13 protein-coding genes and 1 pseudogene are annotated in these 19342 nt (G+C 43.0%); 8 read left to right on the top strand and 6 right to left on the bottom strand.

The window, feature by feature from the left end; translation table 11 throughout:
- Positions 1 to 12 precede the first annotated feature (12 nt).
- From ACKTT2_RS21680 to ACKTT2_RS21660, 5 genes are all read left to right on the top strand, one after another.
- Entirely contained in the window at positions 13 to 4884 is a 4872-nt protein-coding gene (locus tag ACKTT2_RS21680; protein WP_407890509.1) for a type I polyketide synthase, read from the top strand.
- Positions 4881 to 9083 (top strand): non-ribosomal peptide synthetase, encoded by a 4203-nt coding sequence (locus ACKTT2_RS21675; RefSeq protein WP_407890508.1) that lies wholly within the window; start codon positions 4881 to 4883, stop codon positions 9081 to 9083. Before ACKTT2_RS21680 ends, ACKTT2_RS21675 begins: the two co-directional genes overlap by 4 nt.
- Positions 9076 to 10419, top strand: a complete 1344-nt coding sequence (locus tag ACKTT2_RS21670; RefSeq protein WP_407890507.1) for an MFS transporter — start codon at positions 9076 to 9078, stop codon at positions 10417 to 10419. The genes ACKTT2_RS21675 and ACKTT2_RS21670 overlap by 8 nt, the downstream gene beginning before the upstream one ends.
- 253 nt (positions 10420 to 10672) lie before the next feature.
- Positions 10673 to 11863, top strand: a complete 1191-nt coding sequence (locus ACKTT2_RS21665; RefSeq protein ID WP_407890506.1) for a pyridoxal phosphate-dependent aminotransferase — start codon at positions 10673 to 10675, stop codon at positions 11861 to 11863.
- A 37-nt stretch (positions 11864 to 11900) separates the two neighbouring features.
- The gene (locus ACKTT2_RS21660) at positions 11901 to 12104 is read left to right on the top strand and encodes a hypothetical protein (protein WP_407890505.1); all 204 of its coding nucleotides are present in this window, start codon (positions 11901 to 11903) and stop codon (positions 12102 to 12104) included.
- A gap of 275 nt (positions 12105 to 12379) precedes the next feature.
- Here the strand turns inward: ACKTT2_RS21660 and ACKTT2_RS21655 are convergent, their stop codons facing one another.
- On the bottom strand, positions 12380 to 13717 hold the full coding sequence (locus ACKTT2_RS21655; RefSeq protein ID WP_407890504.1) for a YncE family protein: 1338 nt from the start codon (positions 13715 to 13717) through the stop codon (positions 12380 to 12382).
- Between the two features lie 397 nt (positions 13718 to 14114).
- On the opposite strand from ACKTT2_RS21655, the gene ACKTT2_RS21650 reads away from it, so the two are divergent.
- Positions 14115 to 14519: a nitroreductase family protein gene (locus ACKTT2_RS21650; RefSeq protein ID WP_407890503.1), complete on the top strand. Its 405-nt coding sequence runs from the start codon at positions 14115 to 14117 to the stop codon at positions 14517 to 14519.
- Positions 14520 to 14794: 275 nt separating this feature from the next.
- On the opposite strand, the pseudogene ACKTT2_RS21645 reads toward ACKTT2_RS21650, so the two are convergent.
- The 3 genes and pseudogenes from ACKTT2_RS21645 to ACKTT2_RS21635 all read right to left on the bottom strand — a co-directional run.
- Positions 14795 to 15652: pseudogene (locus tag ACKTT2_RS21645) on the bottom strand (aliphatic sulfonate ABC transporter substrate-binding protein); the annotation flags it as partial.
- A complete protein-coding gene (locus ACKTT2_RS21640) occupies positions 15571 to 16089 on the bottom strand; it encodes an ABC transporter substrate-binding protein (RefSeq protein ID WP_407890502.1) in 519 nt (172 codons plus the stop codon). The pseudogene ACKTT2_RS21645 and the gene ACKTT2_RS21640, both read right to left, overlap by 82 nt.
- Complete coding sequence (locus tag ACKTT2_RS21635) at positions 15995 to 16420, bottom strand: type 2 periplasmic-binding domain-containing protein (protein ID WP_407890501.1); 426 nt, start codon at positions 16418 to 16420, stop codon at positions 15995 to 15997. The genes ACKTT2_RS21640 and ACKTT2_RS21635 overlap by 95 nt, the downstream gene beginning before the upstream one ends.
- Positions 16421 to 16719: 299 nt before the next feature.
- Between ACKTT2_RS21635 and ACKTT2_RS21630 the strand changes: the two genes are divergently transcribed.
- On the top strand, positions 16720 to 17445 hold the full coding sequence (locus ACKTT2_RS21630; RefSeq protein ID WP_407890500.1) for a 2-phosphosulfolactate phosphatase: 726 nt from the start codon (positions 16720 to 16722) through the stop codon (positions 17443 to 17445).
- 138 nt (positions 17446 to 17583) lie between these two features.
- Here ACKTT2_RS21630 and ACKTT2_RS21625 read toward each other — a convergent pair whose 3' ends face one another.
- Complete coding sequence (locus ACKTT2_RS21625) at positions 17584 to 17865, bottom strand: DUF7219 family protein (protein WP_407890499.1); 282 nt, start codon at positions 17863 to 17865, stop codon at positions 17584 to 17586.
- Between the two features lie 193 nt (positions 17866 to 18058).
- On the opposite strand from ACKTT2_RS21625, the gene ACKTT2_RS21620 reads away from it, so the two are divergent.
- Positions 18059 to 18619 (top strand): MgtC/SapB family protein, encoded by a 561-nt coding sequence (locus ACKTT2_RS21620; RefSeq protein WP_407890498.1) that lies wholly within the window; start codon positions 18059 to 18061, stop codon positions 18617 to 18619.
- Between the two features lie 171 nt (positions 18620 to 18790).
- Here ACKTT2_RS21620 and ACKTT2_RS21615 read toward each other — a convergent pair whose 3' ends face one another.
- Positions 18791 to 19237, bottom strand: coding sequence for an NUDIX hydrolase (locus ACKTT2_RS21615; protein WP_407890521.1), 447 nt, complete (start codon positions 19235 to 19237; stop codon positions 18791 to 18793).
- Positions 19238 to 19342 lie beyond the last annotated feature (105 nt).

Raw genomic sequence — 19342 nt, 5'->3', positions numbered from 1 at the left:
AGAACCAAGAGTATGAATAGAGAACCAATCGCCATCATTGGAATAGGATGTCGTTTTCCTAAAGCTAATAGTCCAGAAAAGTTTTGGCATCTCCTACTCCATGGTATAGATGCTATTACAGAAATGCCTCCTTCTCGGTGGGACTTAAATCCAGACACAGAAAAATTAGACAAAGTAAATACTCGTTGGGGCGGTTTTCTAGAGCAGGTAGATCGGTTTGACCCAAAATTCTTTGGTATTTCTTCACGGGAAGCTGCTAGCATGGACCCCCAGCAGCGGTTGTTGCTGGAGGTTACATGGGAAGCATTAGAAGACGCTGGGCAAATACCGAAGCATCTAGCAGGTACGCAAACAGGTGTCTTTATTGGAATATCAACTCAAGATTTTTCTATGTTGACATCGGGTAATTCCGGTCAAGACATCTATATGACTATTGGGACTTCTCATTCCATAGCAGCTAACCGTATTTCCTACGTGTTTAACTTCACCGGACCAAGCGTAGCGTTTGATACGGCTTGCTCCTCTTCACTGGTTGCGGTTCACTATGCTTGTCTTAGCTTATGGAATCAAGAGTCTACTCTTGCAGTAGCTGGAGGAGTGAATGCCTTATTGTTGCCAAAAGTTACAAATAACTTCGCCAAAGCAGGATTCTTAGCTCCTGACGGTCGTTGCAAAACCTTTGATGCCCGAGCAGATGGTTACGTTCGTGGCGAAGGCGCAGGTGCGGTCATTTTGAAACCCCTATCGCAAGCTTTGGCTGATGGCGATCGCATTTACGCTGTTATTAAAGGAAGTGCGGTTAACCAGGATGGGCGTAGCAATGGACTTACCGCTCCAAATCCACTAGCACAGTCAGCTGTTCTACGCTCTGCTTACCAACTCTCAGGTGTTTCGCCCGGTCAGGTGCAGTACATTGAAGCTCATGGTACGGGCACATCGCTGGGAGATCCTATGGAAATGAGCGCTTTGGGAGAGGTGCTGGCACAGGATCGACCCCCTGGAAACTACTGTGCTGTTGGTTCGGTTAAAACCAATATTGGTCACTTAGAAGCAGCGGCGGGAATTGCTGGGTTGATTAAAGTGGCGTTGTCTCTCAAACACCGACAAATTCCACCAAATTTGCATTTCCAAAAGCCAAATCCTTATATTCCCTTTGATAAACTGCCGCTACGAGTTCAACAAACCTTAGAGCCTTGGCCACAAGGAAATGATTTGGCATTAGCTGGGGTAAGTTCCTTTGGTTTTGGCGGTACAAATGCTCATGTGGTTTTGGCAGAAGCACCCTTGGAGGACACGGGGACGCGGAGACACGGGGACACGGGGACTGTTTTCCCCTCCGCGTCTGACTCTCGTCCGGTGCATCTTCTTACCCTGTCAGCTAAAAGTGAGGATGCTTTACGTGAACTTGCACAACGTTATCAGGAATTCTTAATTAATCAACCTGAGGAAGCTCTCAAAGATATCTGTTTTACTGCTAACACGAGGCGATCGCATTTTGACTACCGCCTTGCTATTATTGGTGACTCTAAGGTGCAGTTGCAAACAGAACTATCTGCTTTTACTGCCGATCTGGAGACTACAACAGTTGTCAGGGGTCAGGTAAAAAGCAAGAAGCGTCCAAAAGTCGCATTTTTATTTACCGGACAAGGTTCGCAATATATTGGCATGGGACGCCAACTCTACGAAACTGCGCCTGTCTTTCGGCAAACCTTAGACCGTTGTGATGAAATTTTACGTTCTTATCTGGGCGAGTCACTGCTAAGCGTTCTTTACCCTGAACCGGAAGAGACTTCGCTATTAGACCAGACTGCTTACACCCAACCAGCTTTATTTGCCATTGAATATGCACTCTTCGAGCTTTGGAAATCTTGGGGAATCGTACCCACCGCCGTAATGGGTCATAGTTTAGGAGAATACGTTGCTGCAACTGTAGCGGGAGTCTTCAGTCTGGAAGATGGACTGAAATTGATTGCTGAAAGAAGCCGCTTGATGCAGGGTTTACCGCCAGATGGAGAAATGGCCGTAGTGTTGGCGACGTCAGATACTATACGGGCTATTACTGAAATTAACTCTAAAAAAGTAGCATTTGCTGCTATAAATACACCTCAAAACACTGTAATTTCTGGAGAACGGCAAGCTGTTTTGTCAATCTGTACTGCCTTGGAAGCAGAAGGAATAAAGACAAAAAAGCTACAGGTTTCCCACGCATTCCACTCACCTTTGATGGAACCAATGCTGGCAGAATTCCATCAAATTGCTGCTAGTATTACATATGCTGCTCCTCAAATTGATTTAATTTCCAATCTAACAGCAGAACGATTAACTAAAGAAGATATTACGCCCGAGTATTGGGGGAAACACTTACGCGAGTGCGTACAATTTGCTGACAGTTTAAAAACGCTTCACGCCTTAGGTTATGAGATGTTTGTTGAGATTGGACCAAAACCTACTTTGTTGGGGATGGGACGTAACTGTCTTTCAGAAGGAGTAGGCGTTTGGCTTCCCAGTTTGCGTCAAGGACAGGATGATTGGCAGCAAATGCTCCAGAGTTTAGGAAAATTATATACCTGTGGAGTATCTGTAGACTGGTCTGGTTTTGACAGGGACTGTGGGCGAGAGTTAATAAGCTTGCCAACTTATCCCTGGCACAGACAACGCTATTGGGTTGAAACTTCCGAACCAAGATATCAACAAGCAGAGTCTTTATCTGGAGAAAATAGTCAAACTCCGATCGCTAAATTGCTTGACTTGGGAGATACCGAACAGTTAACTCAGTTAGTGCAAAAGGCAGGGAATTTTTCAACCGAACAGATAAAATTACTGCCCGAACTGTTATCAGTCTTAGTCAAGGAACACAAGCAACACCTGATACCAGACATCATCCAAGACTTGTGCTATGAAATAGTTTGGCGACCTCAAGGGAGTATACAGGAGCAGTCAATTGGAGATTACATACCTGCTGTGGAAGAAATTCGCGTTCGCGAAGCGGCTCCAAAGGAGCATCGCCCAAAGCCTCAAGCACAGCGGTTGATGTCGCAGCACAATCAATTATATACGGAAACGAAAACAGAATTAGGAAGTTGGCTAATTTTTGCTGACAATCAAGGTATTGGTGAGCAGTTAAGTGAACTGTTGCGTTCACAAAAACAAGTATGTATCCTGGTCTTCCCTGGTAAGGAGTATAAACAGATAGCAGCGCAAGAGTTCAGCATTAACCCAGCCTTAGCAGAAGACTTTCAACAACTACTGGAACAAGTGGCTACAAATAAAACTCCTTGGCGTGGAGTCGTTTATTTGTGGAGCTTAGATACAGTTTCGGCAGACGCTTTAACAGTAGCAGATTTAGAGGTGGCTTCGCAAACAGGATGTGGCGGTGCTTTGTCCCTAGTCCAGTCTTTGATTGGTAAAGAATTTTCCCAGCCCCCTACCTTATGGCTGGTGACAAAAGGAGCGCAACGAGTGGGTGTAGAATCTACTCTTCTTGGGATAGCCCAATCGCCTGTGTGGGGATTAGGAAAAGTAATTACAAATGAGTATCCACAATTTCACTGTACTCTGGTGGATCTAGACCCAGGAGGAAATAACAATGCACAAAGCCTTTTTGCAGAAATTTGTTCGCACAAGCTAACAAGTGGCGCTCGTGTTGCTTTTCGCAATGGGCAACGGTATGTTGACCGATTAGTACGCAGCGATAAAATTGTCAAAAAATCTCTGCAGCTAAAAGCCGATGCTACCTACTTAGTTACGGGTGGTCTTGGTGGGATTGGTTTACTGGTAGCACAATGGATGGTAGAGCATGGGGCAAAGCACTTAGTTTTGGTAGGGCGTAGCAGTCCTAATGAAGCTGCTACAGCAATCTTGAGTAGACTTGAAGAGGTAGGAACTCAAGTTGTAATTATTCAGACAGATGTATCAAAAGAAGAGGAAGTCACTTCTTTACTCAATCAAATCAAAACATCAATGCCACAGTTAAGGGGTATTATCCACACTGCTGGTGTTGTTGAAGACCGACTACTGGTGGATCATCAATGGCAACTGTTTGCCAAAGTTTTTGCACCTAAGGTGAGCGGAGCATGGAATTTGCATACTCTTACACAAGACTTACCTTTAGACTTCTTCGTGCTTTTTTCGTCAGTTGCATCCATACTTGGTTCTGCAGGTTTAGCAAATTATGCGGCTGCTAATGCCTTTTTAGATACTCTCGCTAATTATCGCAGATCTTTGAGTTTACCTGGGTTAAGTATTAACTGGGGACCTTGGTCGATGGTAGGGATGGCAAAGGCAATTGGTAGCAGGGGTGAGGTTCAATGGGCAACCAAGGGGATAAAGCCTATAGAATCACAGCAGGCACTAAGCATTCTAGAAAATTTGTTATTACAAGATGCGCCTCAGGTAGGGGTGATGCAAGTTAACTGGTCGAAGTTTTTGCAGCAATTCTCACCCTCATCTTATCCCAACTTCGTTTCTGAAATAGCTCAACAGGCACAGAAATCGATTTATACACACGAGCAACAAAAAGTCAAGTCTCCACAACTTTTAGACCAAATAAAAGCCAATTCAAAAGACCAAAGCCGATCGCTGTTAATTACTTACCTTCAACAGCAAATTGCCAAAGCTTTAGGAATCACTATATCTGGGCTAAACATTGATGAGCCTCTTAACCGCACTGGATTTGATTCCCTGATGGTTATCGAACTGAGAAATCTTCTGAGAGCAGAGTTAGGGGTGGACATCCCGGTAACAAAGTTCTTGGATGGTCTGAGTGTCGTTGGTTTAACAAAACTTGTGAGCGAGCAACTTTTCAAAGTTAATTCGACTTCAAAGGCATTTGTTACACCCACGACTACATCTAGTAAGAACAGCAGGATTAGAGGTGAGTTATGAATTTGGTAGAGTTTATCCAAAGTCTTTCGGCAACAGGTATAGAATTATGGGTTAATGGCGACAAACTGTGCTACGAAGCTCCCGAAGATGTATTAACCCCTGAGTTATTGACCCAAATTAAGCAACATAAAGAAGAAATTATTTACTCGCTGCAAAAGCGTACTGACACTGCAAAAACTGACCCTCTTTCCCATAGGCAAAAAGCACTTTGGTTCTTCTATCAATTGGCACCCAATAGTTCTGCTTACAACGTTCGATATGCAGCACGCTTAATGTTGAATGTAGACATTCCAGCATTGCGACAGGCAGCTCAAGCCTTAATTGAGCGCCATTCAATTCTGAGAACTACTTACACCGCACAGCACGGTGAACCAGTGCAAACAATTCAAGAAAATCAAGAAGTCTGCTTTAGCGTGCAAGAAGCTACTAATGGGAGCAAAGATGACTTCCACAACTGGATTGTGAGTGAAAGCGATCGCCCCTTCGACTTGAGCAACGGACCTGTAATCCGCTTTAATTTGTTGATTAAAAACACCTTAACAGATACGTCAGTTGTAAAGGAAGTGATTCTACTAATGACGGCACACCACATAGTAGTGGATTTCTGGTCTTTGGAATTGCTTGTCAGTGAACTCAGGATGTTTTATGAAGCTTTCAAGACAGGTCAACGGGTAGCACTCCCACCCCAAAACCTGCAATACAAAGATTACGTGCAGTGGGAAAACCAAATGCTAGCGAGTCAGGAAGGAGAGCGGTTGTGGAACTACTGGCAAAAGCAGTTAACTGGTGAGTTACCGATACTGAATCTGCCAACAGATCGACCAAGACCACCAGTACAGACTTATGAAGGTGCTTCCTACCCTTTCGTTCTGGAAGAAAAACTAACCCACAAGCTCTTAGATCTAGCAAAAGTAGAAGGCGTAACTCTTTATACAATTATACTAGCAGCATTCCAGGTACTGTTACTACACTATACAAATCAAGAAGATATCCTAATTGGCTCACCAACGGCTGGTCGCAGCTTTGCTGAATTTGAAAAGATTGTTGGTTTCTTTGCTAATCCTGTTGTTTTGCGAGCGGATCTTTCTGGAAATCCGACATTTCGAGATTTGCTTTACCGAGTCCGCGCTTGTGTGTTAGATGCGCTAGAACACCAAGACTATCCTTATGGCCTGCTGGTCAAGCGAGTGCAACCGTTTCGCGATCTAAGCCGTTCACCACTCGAACAAGTGGCAATCACTTGGGAGCGCTCTCACCAGAGTGAGGGACAAGTATCACTCATGGATAGTGATGGATTAATAGTAGAGTCCATTATTATAGAGTCACGAGCAGCTATCTTGGATTTAAGTTTGCTCATTTTTGATATTACAAGACCACTCAGAGGTATTTGGACATATAATACTGACTTGTTTGATGCCAGCACTATCGAGCGGATGGCAGAACATTTCCAAACATTGCTCGCAGCGATTGTGGCGAATCCACAGCAGGAAATTTGGCAATTGCCCTTGCTCACACAAGACGAGCGACAGCAGTTGCTCGTAGAATGGAACGATACTCAAAAAGATTATCCCCAGGATAAGTGCATCCATCAGTTGTTTGAGGAGCAAGTAGAGCGCACGCTGGATGCAGTGGCAGTTGTGTTTGAAAATCAACAACTGACATACCGAGAGTTAAATAACCGTGCCAACCAACTAGCACATTACCTACAGAGTTTGGGTGTAGAACCGGAGGTGTTGGTTGGTCTGTGTGTGGAACGTTCTATCGAGATGGTGGTGGGAGTGTTGGGTATTCTCAAAGCGGGTGGGGCTTATGTACCAATCGACCCGCAATTACCTCAAGAGCGTTTAGAGTTCATACTTAGTGATGCACAAGTGTCGTTAGTGTTGACTCAACAACACCTCTTGCCAAAAGCTGCACGCACAGATGGTGTAGTTTGTTTAGATATTTCTGGCGATGCATGGACTTCTCAGTCTGAGGACAATCCTAGTAGTGATGTGCTACCAACTAACCTGGTATATGTTATTTATACTTCTGGCACGACTGGTAAACCTAAAGGGGTAATGTTACCGCACCAAGCAATTTGCAATCACATGCTCTGGATGCAAACAAACTTTCCCTTGACCGAGACAGATAAAGTCCTGCAAAAAACTCCCTTTAGCTTTGATGCTTCGGTTTGGGAATTTTACGCACCCTTATTAGTTGGGGCACAATTAGTCATGGCTCGACCAGGAGGACATCAAGACAGTGATTATCTTATCCAGACAATTGTCGAGCAAAAGATTACAACATTGCAACTTGTGCCCTCCTTGCTGCGAATGCTTTTGGAAAACGATCGAGTGGCAAACTGCCAATCTCTCAAAAATGTATTTTGTGGCGGAGAACCCTTGAGTATCGAACTGCAAGAACGTTTCTTTGCCCATCTAGGATGCGAACTGCATAACCTCTATGGTCCGACAGAAGCAGCGATTGATGTGACATTTTGGCGATGCCGATCGCAGAGTCATTTCACAACAGTACCCATAGGTCGCCCAATTGCCAATACGCAAATTTACATACTCAACCCCGATTTGCAACCAGTACCGATAGGTGTACCAGGAGAACTATACATCAGTGGTGCAGGTCTAGCTCTAGGCTACCTCAACCGCCCAGAAACAACAGCGGAAAAATTCATCCCCAACCCCTTTAGTCCAGAACCAGGTTCTCGATTATATCGCACTGGAGATTTAGCACGCTACTTAGGAGATGGCAATATAGAGTATCTAGGTCGCAGGGACTACCAAGTCAAAATACGCGGTTTCCGCATTGAGCTAGGAGAAATTGAGGCAGTACTAACTCAACACCCTGGTGTCAACAGTTGCTGTGCTATCGTTCGCGAAGATACTCCTGGAGACAAGCGCTTAATTGCGTATGTCGTATTTGATATAGATACCTCAGTAACCAAGAGTGAACTGCGCTCCTTCCTGAAAACAAAGCTACCTGAGTACATGATACCAGCAGCATTCGTCATCCTGGAGTCCCTCCCACTAACTCCCAACGGCAAGCTAGACATCCGTGCCCTGCCAACACCTGATACAAATCGACTCGCTGTAGAAACTAGTTTTGTCCCACCTCTTGACATCGTGGAACAACAACTAGCACAAATCTGGGCAGAAGTTCTAAATGTCCATCCTGTTGGAGTAAAGGATGACTTCTTTGATTTGGGTGGTCATTCTCTTTTAGCCGTGCAACTCATGACTCGGATTGAGCAGCAATTCAAGAAAAATCTACCCTTAGCAACACTCTTCCAAAACTCAACTATTGAACGACTAGCGACTATTCTTCGCCAACCGATAGATGATTTAGATTGGTCTGCTTTAGTACCTATTCAGCCTAATGGTTCTCAGCGACCTTTCTTCTGCGTGCCTGGAGTTGAGGGCAATACTACCTATTTATACAATCTGGCACATCATTTAGGTAAAGAGCAACCATTTTATGGATTGCAACCACTCGGTCTTGATGGGCAATCAAAGCCGCACAGACGAATCGAGGATATGGCAGCTTATTTCATTGAAGCAATACAGTCCATTCAACCCTCTGGACCGTACCTTTTGGGCGGTCATTCCTTTGGCGGAATGGTAGCTTTTGAGATGGCGACTCAGTTACATCAGCAGGGATATGAGGTGGCTTTACTAGCCCTTTTAGATTCTAGTGCACCTGGTTACAAAACAAATAAACTCGATTTTGATGGCGATGATGCTGCATGGCTGAACGCGATCGCTAGCATATATGAAAACATTTACGGAAAAAGCTTAAACGTATCTGAAGAAGCTCTCAAAGTTCTTGCTCCAGACGAGCAACTGAACTACTTCAAACAGCGATTGCAAATGGTGAATCTACTGCCTGCCGATGTTGGCATCAAGCAACTTCGACGTATGATGCAAGTCTTCAAAACTAACTATCAATCTGCTTCTGTTTATATGCCACAAGCAATTTATCCCGCTCGGGTTACGTTTTTCAAGGCTAGCGAGATTGATGCTGTTAGTAATGACTACTCTGAGATGTTAGATGAATTGGGATTGGACTGGGACAAGTTTTCTGCTCAACCTTTAAAGCTCCACTTTGTTCCTGGTAATCATAACACAATGTTGAATGAACCTCACGTCCAGGTTCTAGCAGAACAGCTAACAATCTGTATTGAACGGTCACAAGCAGATGATTAAGGAATCAGGGATGGCGCAACATCCAACAACTATAGGAATGCGTCTGTTCATCATCATTTGGTTTGGACAGATCGTCTCTGAGATCGGCTCTGGTCTCACTAGCTTTGCCTTGAGTATCTGGGTATATCAACGCACTGGGTCAGCTACTGACTTAGCCCTCATTTTACTATTCGCTACTATACCGCGCATTGCCATCTCTCCCTTGGCTGGTGCGTTAGTAGACCGTTGGAATCGCCGTTCTTGTATGATTGTCAGTAACTCTGGTGCTGCTGTAAGTATTGCGACCATCGCCCTCCTACTCGCCATGCATCGACTGGAAATGTGGCATATTTACTTGTTAGCTGCTATCAGTTACACCTTTAATGCCTTTCAGTTGCCAGCTTATACTGCTGCCACTACCCAACTCGTACCGTCGCAACATCTTGACCGCGCTAGTGGGACGATCCAACTGGGGCAAGCTATTGCCCGGTTGATCTCACCCGTGTTAGGAGGTCTATTAGTAGTAACCATTCAACTTCAAGGTGTTATTCTCCTCGACTTTGCCAGCTTCCTATGCGCCCTCCTCACCTTGCTTTTGGTTCGATTTCCCGATATTAAGACTACAGGAGCAGAAAAATTGGGGAAAGGAGCGTTACTTAGCGAGGCTGCTTATGGTTTTTCCTACATTATGAAAAGACCCGGACTATTAGGGCTACTCATTTTTTTGGCTACCACCAACTTTCTTTTGGGATTTGTTAGCGTCCTAACCACACCACTGGTGCTATCCTTCACCTCGCCTGCTGTTCTTGGGACAATCCTATCAATTGGCGGTATCGGCATGGTGGTTGGTAGTCTGGTCATGGGTGTTTGGAGGGGAGGACAGCACCGTATCAACAGAGTGTTTGGCTTCATGCTGCTGTGCGGACTGTCCGTTCTAGTTGCCGGATTGCGTCCCTCTGCCCCACTCTTAGCCACTGCCACTTTTTTCTTCCTCCTTTGCATTCCCCCGGTCAACGGCGGAGCCGTAGTTATCTTTCAAAAGAAAGTTCCGGTTGCTATCCAAGGAAGGGTTTTCGCCTTAAATTCAGCCTTGACTGGAGCATCTTTGCTCCTTGGTTATGCTCTAGCCGGACCTTTAGCTGACCGTATCTTTGAACCCCTAATGGCTACCAACAGTCCCTTAGCTCGAAGCATAGGACAAATCATTGGCATCGGACTGGGTCGAGGTATTGGTCTATTATTCATCATCATAGGAGTTCTCACTATGCTAACAACAGTTGTTGCTTACCAATATCCCCCTCTCAGGTTTGTAGAATCGGAACTGCCAGATACTTCAACACGCATACATGAAAAATGAACCTACTGAACCCGCTCCACTCAAAAAGCCCAATATCTCCCCACCACCGTTGAGAATTTCACCCGCAACTGCTCGCTCTAAGCTTTCCTGGCTTCGTCCGTTAACGAGAACAAACGCTAAGAAAAACCTTAGCAACAACGAATGACAAATGACGATCTTTACTAATTAATTTTAGTTATGCTGACTTACTTAATAGTAAAATATACTGTAGATCGACCAACTTAACATAAATTTCCTTAATGGAGGAATAAGCGTGACTCAGACAGGAAAGCAGAAGATTTCCCAGAAGGCAAACCAGTTTACAGAGTCAGTCATTCGCGAAATGACCAGAGTTGCATTACAATACAATGCTGTGAATTTAGCGCAGGGATTTCCTGATTTTCCATGTCCGCTTGAGTTAAAACAAGCAGCCTGTGCAGCAATTGAGGAAGATGTTAATCAGTACGCTATTACTTGGGGAGATAAAGCTTTTCGTCATGCGATCGCAGAAAAAGTCTGTTGGTATTTGGGATTGAACGTCGATCCCGAACGACATATGACTGTGACTTGTGGTTCAACAGAAGCAATGGCTGCGGTCATGTTGGCTACTTTAAATCCTGGTGATGAAGTGATAGTGTTTGAGCCGTACTATGAAAACTATGGTCCCGATGCAGTTTTGGCTGGTGCAACACCTCGTTATGTGTCGCTGCATCCGCCAGAGTGGACATTTGATGAAGCAGAATTACGCAACAGCTTCAACGAACATACGAAAGCCATTATTATTAATACACCCCATAACCCAACTGGTAAAGTCTTTACTCGTGAAGAACTCAACCTAATTGCTGAACTTTGTCAAAAGTGGGATGTGCTAGTCTTTACAGATGAAATATACGAACACATTCTCTATGATGGAACGCAGCACATTGCAATGGCAACTCTGCCTGGAATGTTTGAGAGAACTGTCACTATCAATGGTCTTTCTAAAACCTACAGCGTAACTGGTTGGCGAGTTGGCTACATTTTAGCCAATTCAGAATTAACAGGAGCAATTCGCAAAGTTCATGATTTTCTGACTGTTGGCGCACCTGCACCCTTGCAAAGGGCGGGAGTAGCAGCAATGCAACTTCCTGTGAGCTATTACGAAGACCTGTCAAAGCTTTATCACCAAAAAAGAGACAAGATTTTGCAAATACTGGCTGCAGTGGGAATTCCCTATTTTGTTCCTCAAGGAGCTTACTACGTGTTTGCTGATATTTCAGACTTTGGTTACAAGAACGATGTGGAATTTTGTGAATATTTAATTAAAGAAATTGGTGTTGCTGTAGTTCCCGGTTCTAGCTTTTTTGCACAGTCAGAAAAGGGGCAGAAATTCATTAGATTTTGTTTTAGCAAGAAACCCGAAACTTTAGCAAAGGCAGGAGAGCGCTTATTGAAATTGCAATCACTTCTACAAGCTGTAGGCTAAAGACTATAAGGGCTGTCCAAGAAATAAATTATCCATCTTGTGGTACGGGCGTCCTCGCCCGTTCTTTGTGAGTGACGGGCTAGAAGCCCCGCAGTCGCTTCAACGGGGGGAACGCCCGCAACGCACTGCTCTCCGCACGGGGCTGCTCTCCGTACCACAAGAGAAAGTTAGTTATTTTTTTATTTGGAAGTCCCTAAATGAATTTTCTGTGCAACAAGCTCAACTGCAACAAGCTAGGTAAAGGAATCCGAATTCTTGTTTGATTATATTAACTTACTTAAGTGTAAGCAAATAGCCAACAACTTGAGCTTTCCCAAGTTCTAGAACCAAACGTTGAGCTTGATGTTTGTAGAGTTGCACGGGTAAGGTTTCAGGTAAGTTTTTCATCAAGTTTCTAGCTACACTAAGACTGCATCCTGAAATTCGAGCAATAACATTGGCTCCCTCAAATTTTGCATCTTCTGTTAAGGCTCAGATTTGGATATACAACCTTCTCTGAACTAATTGAAACAAACTCTATTTGCGAACAGTGAGTGCGTGGAAATCACCAATGTTAACTCCATTCACAACATTATCGAACCTGTAAAGATAAACGGGTTTAGCATCTTGACCGTCTTTTTTAATTTGCACGACCCCTATTCCTGGAGTAGCACCTACACTGTTGAAAAATGCTGGATCGTTTCCAGAAATGGGATTCGGTCCGCGCTGTGAAATAAAAGCAACTTCTTGGGAGGGCGATGTTTCTATTATGTCTGGCGCGGGATCGGGACCTAAAGCTGTATCTGTTAGTTCTACAAGATTAACTGCACGAACTTTGTTTGAACCATCAATATCTGGATCGAAGAGGTTAGGCTGGATCTCATGTATTGTAATGGTATTTGATGCACGATTGAGTTGCCATAAGTATTTGTCACGAACGAATACCGCACCATGAACATCATTACCGGATTGAGGAACTTTAATAAAATCTGGACGTTTAGAAGGATTTTCGAGCAAGGACTTGTTGTCGTAAACATAAACAAAGTCAGCTATTTGGGGATCTGCATTACCCGCGTTAGTAATAAAGCTGTCGCCAACTTGAGAAGCAAGTAATCCATTGAAAGTAACTTCTTCTTTAGTGTAAATGTGTGCTATTGTCAGTGTTTCTGCATTGACAATCGCCACACCACCATCAGCAAAAGTAACATACATAAACTGTCCCGAATCATCAACTACAGCTACCACTGGTCGAGCAGTTGGAGTTCCCAAGGCTGTCTTTGTTTCTGAAACGTTAAAGTCTAACGTTTTCACTTCACCAAAAATTTTTCCTCCAGGTGCTTCATAATTAGTGGCAATCTTATGAATTCGTTGACCGGGAGTATCAGCAACAAATACAAACTTGTTATCCTTTGAGATGTAAACAGTGTGGGAGTTTGAGGTTGCTAATCCTGGTGGAAGAATCGAATCTACAACTTCTCGTCTGTCAGCGTCAATTGCGTACACTGGAGCCGTTGTGGCGTATCCTACAATTGCGTATTTTGCTCCTGTGTTGAAAGCAATCCAGTGAGGTTTTTGACCTGCTGCAAGACCCTTACTTTTAGCACTAGCAGCCAAGTTAATTTGTTCAACCTTTGCACGACCTGTCAAAAAGTCTTGGTCATCACCTGACAGAACATAGAGATTGCCTCCTAAAGGAGTGCCATCTAAGGAATCTGCTTGATCGATAGACCACACCTCATAAGTGGATGAATTGCTTGGTTGTTTGGCTGAGGCTGATAGAGAAAAATTGTTGTAGACTGAGAGCGGGACTTGAGTAAATACAACCCAAACAATCCCAATAAAAAATAGGAACGGAAGGAAAAACTTCTTCATCATGAAATATCCTCGTTCAGGTGTATGAAACTATCTATACAAGACTTTGTGACCAACTCGATTGAGTTGATAAAGTCGTTGTGAGTTTGTGTAAGTTAATAGAACTTCCAAATCAAAGCGCAAAATGAAGCGCTCGTATGGAATTCATCAGCATTTTTTCACACTGAAGATCGAGACTGGTTTTCTAGATAAAAGCTTTTATTTATCTACAAAAGATGTATCTACGACACACCGTAAAACTTTACTATAAATACGGTTAAAGAATCAAGTTATAGAAGTATAAAATTGTCATAAATTTTACAGATGATTTGTCAAAGTATCATAAAGTATTAATTTTTACAAAATAGCTTATGTAGTAGCTGAGATAAGCTGAAGCTTTTTAAACAGTATCTTTAGATATTTGTTCCTGCTCAGTAGTAACGATCGCGAGCGCAAAACCATCGTATCCTTACATAATCGTCTACTTAGTACCTTGGTTGAGTTTAATCAAGGATGGGCGAAAAATGCTCCGGTGCTGCTGATTGCTGTTGCCAAACTCCATTCTGATGATGGCAAGGTGAATCGCCATGCGTTTCATGATGTCGGACTCGCGTTAGAAAATCTAGTTCTTCAAGCAACTTCTCTCGGTTTATTTGCTCATCAGATAGCGGGATTTAATGTAGATAAGGCTAAGAATACATACCAAATACCAGAAAACTATGAACCTGTCACGGCACTCGCGATCGGGTATTTAGGCGATCCGCATAGTCTTCCTGATGGTCTACGCGATCGAGAACTGGCTCCCCGTGTTCGCAAACCCTTATAGGAATTTGTGTTTACTGGGCAATGGGGAAACGTTTCACCTCTGCTCGATTAATTTGGGAGCTAAAAATTTAGTTGCCTAACGATAAAAAGCTTACTTCTTGAAGTCAGGAAAAGATATTTTAGCTATGAGCACAAGACCTGTTGTAGGAACGCGGATTGTCGGTTTACTTGGTTCTGGTGCTGCTTCGACATTCAGGAGGCGGAGCCTCTGCTCCAAGGCATTCCCAGGCTCTGCCTGGGAACGAAGTGGGGGTCACTGTTCAAGCACTACTCGTGCTATTTTTGACTGAGTGTTGGCGGAGTAAGCGCTGCATACTGTTCGGGTGTCAGCATAGCTTCCTGGACATTTAGAGGTTTAGGCAACAAACCATTTTTATAGAAATAATCTGCGATCCTCTGTTGTTCCTTGATTAAATTTGGGGAAATAGCTCTTAACCCATAAGAGCGACGGCTAATGACCAAATCCATCACATCTGGAGGTAGTTTTTGGTATGGCATGATTAGCTTTACAGTCTCTTTAAGATGTGCCTCAGCCCAAAGTTAAATTTTATCAATCTCTTCAATAACAATTCGCAATAATTCAGGATTATCTATTACGAACTGCTTTGCTCCGATATAGTAGCTACCAGGTGTATCAAGCCCTTGAGATGTTCTGAGAACCCGTGCCTTACGCAATATTTCAGCTCGAGCTAAATGGGGATCTCCAGTTACCCAAACAGGAATTTTTCCTTCCAGAAATGCACTACTAGCTTCTACATTGGGTATACTCAGAACTTGAATATCGCTATATTTCAAGCCTACATCTTCTAAAGCTCTAATGATGAAGTAGTGAGATGCAGAAGCTTTTTGGAAAACGACTTTTTGCCCTTTGATATCTTTGACACTCTTAATAGGAGAATTTGGTGGCACAACAATTGCACTTCCTTGACCACTCTTTTCAGTACGTCGCGTACCAACAACATAGACGATTTGAGCACCAGCTGCCTGAGCAAAGATAGGAGGAGTTTCACCCACAGAACCTAAGTCTATTTTGCCTACATTCATAGCTTCCATCAACTGCGGACCTTGGGCAAATTGCGCCCACTCCACCTTAACACCCAAAGGTTCCAGACGCTTTTCCAAGACTTTTGTGACTTCTGTTCTATGTATTCTGTGCGTCCAAACAGCGCCACATAATTCAAAGTATATTGAGTTCCGTCTACTATTGGAATTGCCTCTTTCGCAACTTCTACACTGGCATAGAAGGGGTCCCAAGTTGCCCAAACATCAATCGCACCTGATAGCAATGCTGCACGACCTACATCATTTTCTAATTGAACCCACTTTATATCAGTATCTTTTAATCCAATGCGTTCTAGTACTCGCACTACCAATAAGTGGCTTCTTCCAGTGGGTGTCCCGATTTTCTTACCTTTCAAATCTTGAATACTTTTGACTGATGAGTTAGGTCGAACCAGTAAAGCGTGAGTTTTGGGACTACGTTCGACAAGAGCAATGACACGAATAGGTAGACCTGCAGCGATAAGCCGGGTACGGCTTGCGCTTCGCGAACGCTGGAATGGGTGTGCCACCTAAACCCAGATCCAATGCTCCTGCAGCTAATGCTTCGGTCACTGGTTTGAGCGATAGCAATCGGCGGAATTCAAAACTAGTTGAACTTCCCTCAAATGCTTTTTCCAATAGTTTTTGCTCTCGCATCGCAAACACTGTCACATAAGGTGGTTGAAAACCAAGACGTAATTTTGATGCATTTAAACCTATCTTAGTTGATGCTAAATAGGCTTGAGTTGGCTCTATTGTATCAGAGGTTACTAAGGGTGTAGCAGCGATGGACTTATAGGCTAATGAAGCAACTGTTGAAAGGCTTAAGCCTAATACATGACGCCGTTTAATAGAAGCCATTTTAATGATTCTCCCTATGTACAGATAGCTCTTCCCTGGCATCACGCCAAAATTATAAAAGCGCAAGAAACCTTTTTTTGAGGGGAGCATCCCAATGAGTGTAGTCCAAATTGGGATGCTCCCTCTTTGAAAATCGTTTATAACAACTGAGTTGTCTACAATTTTCACCAAACTATGACTCTAATATGTTCTCAATCAAACAAAACTTAACAATATATTATAAGTCAATAGATTTACAGTAGTATAAATATTGTTATCATACTTATTAGCAAAAAACAAGAAGATAAAATATTAAAGTCATGATTTACGATCGAGCAGAATTTGATATACGCTGTGAGTGGGGTCTACAAGGTGTTTATCAACTAGCACCCATTAGTGATATTATTGTCATAGTCGATATTCTGTCTTTCTCAACCTCTGTAGAAATTGCTACAAACAATGGAGCAGTCATTTACCCTTATCGATGGAGAGATGATTCTGTAGTTGAGTATGCAAAATCTGTACAAGCAGAATTATCAAGAGGTCGTTTATCTCAAGAAGGGTATTCACTTTCCCCTGCATCGTTAACTAAAATTCCTCCAGGGACTAAACTGGTTGTACCATCACCTAACGGTTCATCCTTGACACTACTGACTGGTCAGACTCCTACCATAGCTGGTAGTTTACGAAACTGTGAAGCTGTGGCACAATTTGCTCAAAGATATGGAAATCGAATTGCAGTTATTCCCGCAGGTGAAAAGTGGGAAGATGATTCACTAAGACCAGCTTTTGAAGATTTAGTTGGTGCTGGAGCAATTCTTAGTTTTTTGAATGGTAGTTTTTCTCCAGAAGCAGAAACTGCTGTCACAGCGTTTCATACTTTTAAGAAAGATTTGTTAGGATACTTAAAAAAATGTAGTTCGGGCAAAGAGTTAATTGCCAAAGGTTTTGAGTTAGATGTTGAATTAGCAGCAGCTTTCAATGTTAGCGATTGCGTACCTTTGTTAACTGGAAACTTTTATATCAATAGCAAAAAAGAGCGATAAGCTGGGTACAGCTTGCGCTTCGCGAACGCCAGCCTCAGATTCCCCAAACACTTAATATGATTATGTATAGCAATCCTATTTGAGAAGTAAAAATTGCAGATGTCAAGAAGTCGGTTATAATCACGATAAAGAGAGACTTTAGGTCACATCTGGTGGAAGTTCTTTTAAACTTGGCGTTTCGTTGCCAATTCCCAGTTCCTTTTTACTATATTTTAACTGTTTCCATAGTGCTTCAATTTGGTGGTAAGCTTCTACGTTTGAAAGTTTCCCAGATGTTTCTAAACTAGTAATAATGCTAACTTTTTGAGCAAATTCTTGAAGATTAGCGTTAAATATTAAATTTTCAGGCTTTATGGGACCGTAATAGCGTCCCTGAGGATAAAGAAAACTGTTTTTGTCTTTGCGCTCGGAGTGTTCCATCAATTCACCTCATATGTTAACCTTTTGTTAAACTAGTTAACTATAGCTTAACTTTTTACTTAAACTGAACTTAATTATACCACAATTAGCTCGGCTTACCGTAGTTATATAAAATACCTAAGATGACAACGTTGCAGGTACTGCATAACGTCGGCTAGCTTTACCGAGTTTTCATTTTCCTACTGTTTTGACTATGAATGAAATGTTTTTCAATCCAAGCGATTGGCAGAGTATAGCTTTCCGGCTAATTTTAGCTCTGTTAGTTGGTGTAGCGATCGGTGCGAACCGCGAGCGAACTGGTAGACCTGCTGGGGTCAGAACTTTTACGATCGTGAGCCTAGGTTCTGCCCTGTTTGTGATGGTTCCCTTGCAAGTCTTGCCTGATGGTAGTTTTACTAATAATGCGATCGCCCGTTCTACTGCTCTTAACGCTATGGCTCGGATTGCACAGGGGGTAGCGACAGGCGTTGGATTTTTGGGAGCCGGAATAATTTTGCGACAGGCTCGACCGGAACTAGGTAGGGAAGAAGTCAAAGGACTAACAAGCGCTGCAAGTATTTGGTTGGCGGGTGGATTGGGAGTAGCAGCAGGTTGTGGTTTATGGCGAATGAGTTTAATTGGAACGCTTTTGACGCTCGTGGTCTTGAGTGGACTGAAGCGACTCAAAAAATCCAACTTGAAAAGCTCTAATAACTATAATCAGACGACAACAACAGAAGATGAAGCTTCATCTACTTCCGATCTAGAACTTTAATTATACTGTTCTTTTTTGAAAGGTTTCATACCATTTGTAGGGGCGCGGCGGCCTTGCACCCCTACTTAGGCAATTTTTGAAAAGTCAGATTCTAAACCGTTTTTGGTATAGCTGTACGAAAGCTAAAGAGCCTCAATTATCTCTTCAGTTCCGTTCAAACCAAATAAATTCTTAATTTGAGTAATGTGTCAATACACTTAAGCGTGATTTATTCTTGAGACACCGCCTAAGAATTCGTTTAAGTGAAGTCAACTTAACCCGCTTGATGGCTTTATTAACATCTAACCACTGCCGTTGTCTTTGACCTACTTCTGGATAATCTTCACTCACCTCTTGTACTGGTAACAAATACATCTTGACTTGGTAACTCTTACCTCGTTTACGATATTTATAACTGCCTAATTCATGAGTGTCTACTTGTCCAACGATCCCAGCTTCTTCCCACGCTTCTTTTGCAGCTGAATTGGGAGGACTCATACCATTAGAAATACCCCCTTTCGGAACCACCCAGCGCTGATAGTTACGGGTTGTGATTAGCAAAACTTCGATTTTTCCATCTTGGACTCTGTAGGGAATTACCCCGGACTGGTGAAACACTTTGCTGACTTTTTGACTCATGCGATCGATACTCCCTTGTCCTTTAGTCTTTTTATACAATTTTTAATTTAAGAAATCGAGAGTCAATATTCAATATATTTTTTACAGTATTTTTTATACATTTGA

It is taken from the genome of Scytonema hankhaensis NUACC26, from assembly GCF_045865695.1.
In the GTDB taxonomy this organism is placed as follows: Bacteria; Cyanobacteriota; Cyanobacteriia; order Cyanobacteriales; family Nostocaceae; genus Scytonema.
This window is presented reverse-complemented; position numbering and strand designations above follow the sequence as displayed.

Excerpts from the sequence above, each read along its gene's own strand:
- ACKTT2_RS21680 (WP_407890509.1), top strand. The coding sequence starts at position 13 with ATGAATAGAGAACCAATCGCCATCATTGGAATAGGATGTCGTTTTCCT.
- ACKTT2_RS21675 (WP_407890508.1), top strand. The coding sequence starts at position 4,881 with ATGAATTTGGTAGAGTTTATCCAAAGTCTTTCGGCAACAGGTATAGAA.
- ACKTT2_RS21670 (WP_407890507.1), top strand. The coding sequence starts at position 9,076 with ATGATTAAGGAATCAGGGATGGCGCAACATCCAACAACTATAGGAATG.
- ACKTT2_RS21655 (WP_407890504.1), bottom strand. The coding sequence starts at position 13,717 with ATGATGAAGAAGTTTTTCCTTCCGTTCCTATTTTTTATTGGGATTGTT.
- ACKTT2_RS21635 (WP_407890501.1), bottom strand. The coding sequence starts at position 16,420 with ATGGCTTCTATTAAACGGCGTCATGTATTAGGCTTAAGCCTTTCAACA.
- ACKTT2_RS21630 (WP_407890500.1), top strand. The coding sequence starts at position 16,720 with ATGATTTACGATCGAGCAGAATTTGATATACGCTGTGAGTGGGGTCTA.
- ACKTT2_RS21625 (WP_407890499.1), bottom strand. The coding sequence starts at position 17,865 with ATGGAACACTCCGAGCGCAAAGACAAAAACAGTTTTCTTTATCCTCAG.
- ACKTT2_RS21620 (WP_407890498.1), top strand. The coding sequence starts at position 18,059 with ATGAATGAAATGTTTTTCAATCCAAGCGATTGGCAGAGTATAGCTTTC.
- ACKTT2_RS21615 (WP_407890521.1), bottom strand. The coding sequence starts at position 19,237 with ATGAGTCAAAAAGTCAGCAAAGTGTTTCACCAGTCCGGGGTAATTCCC.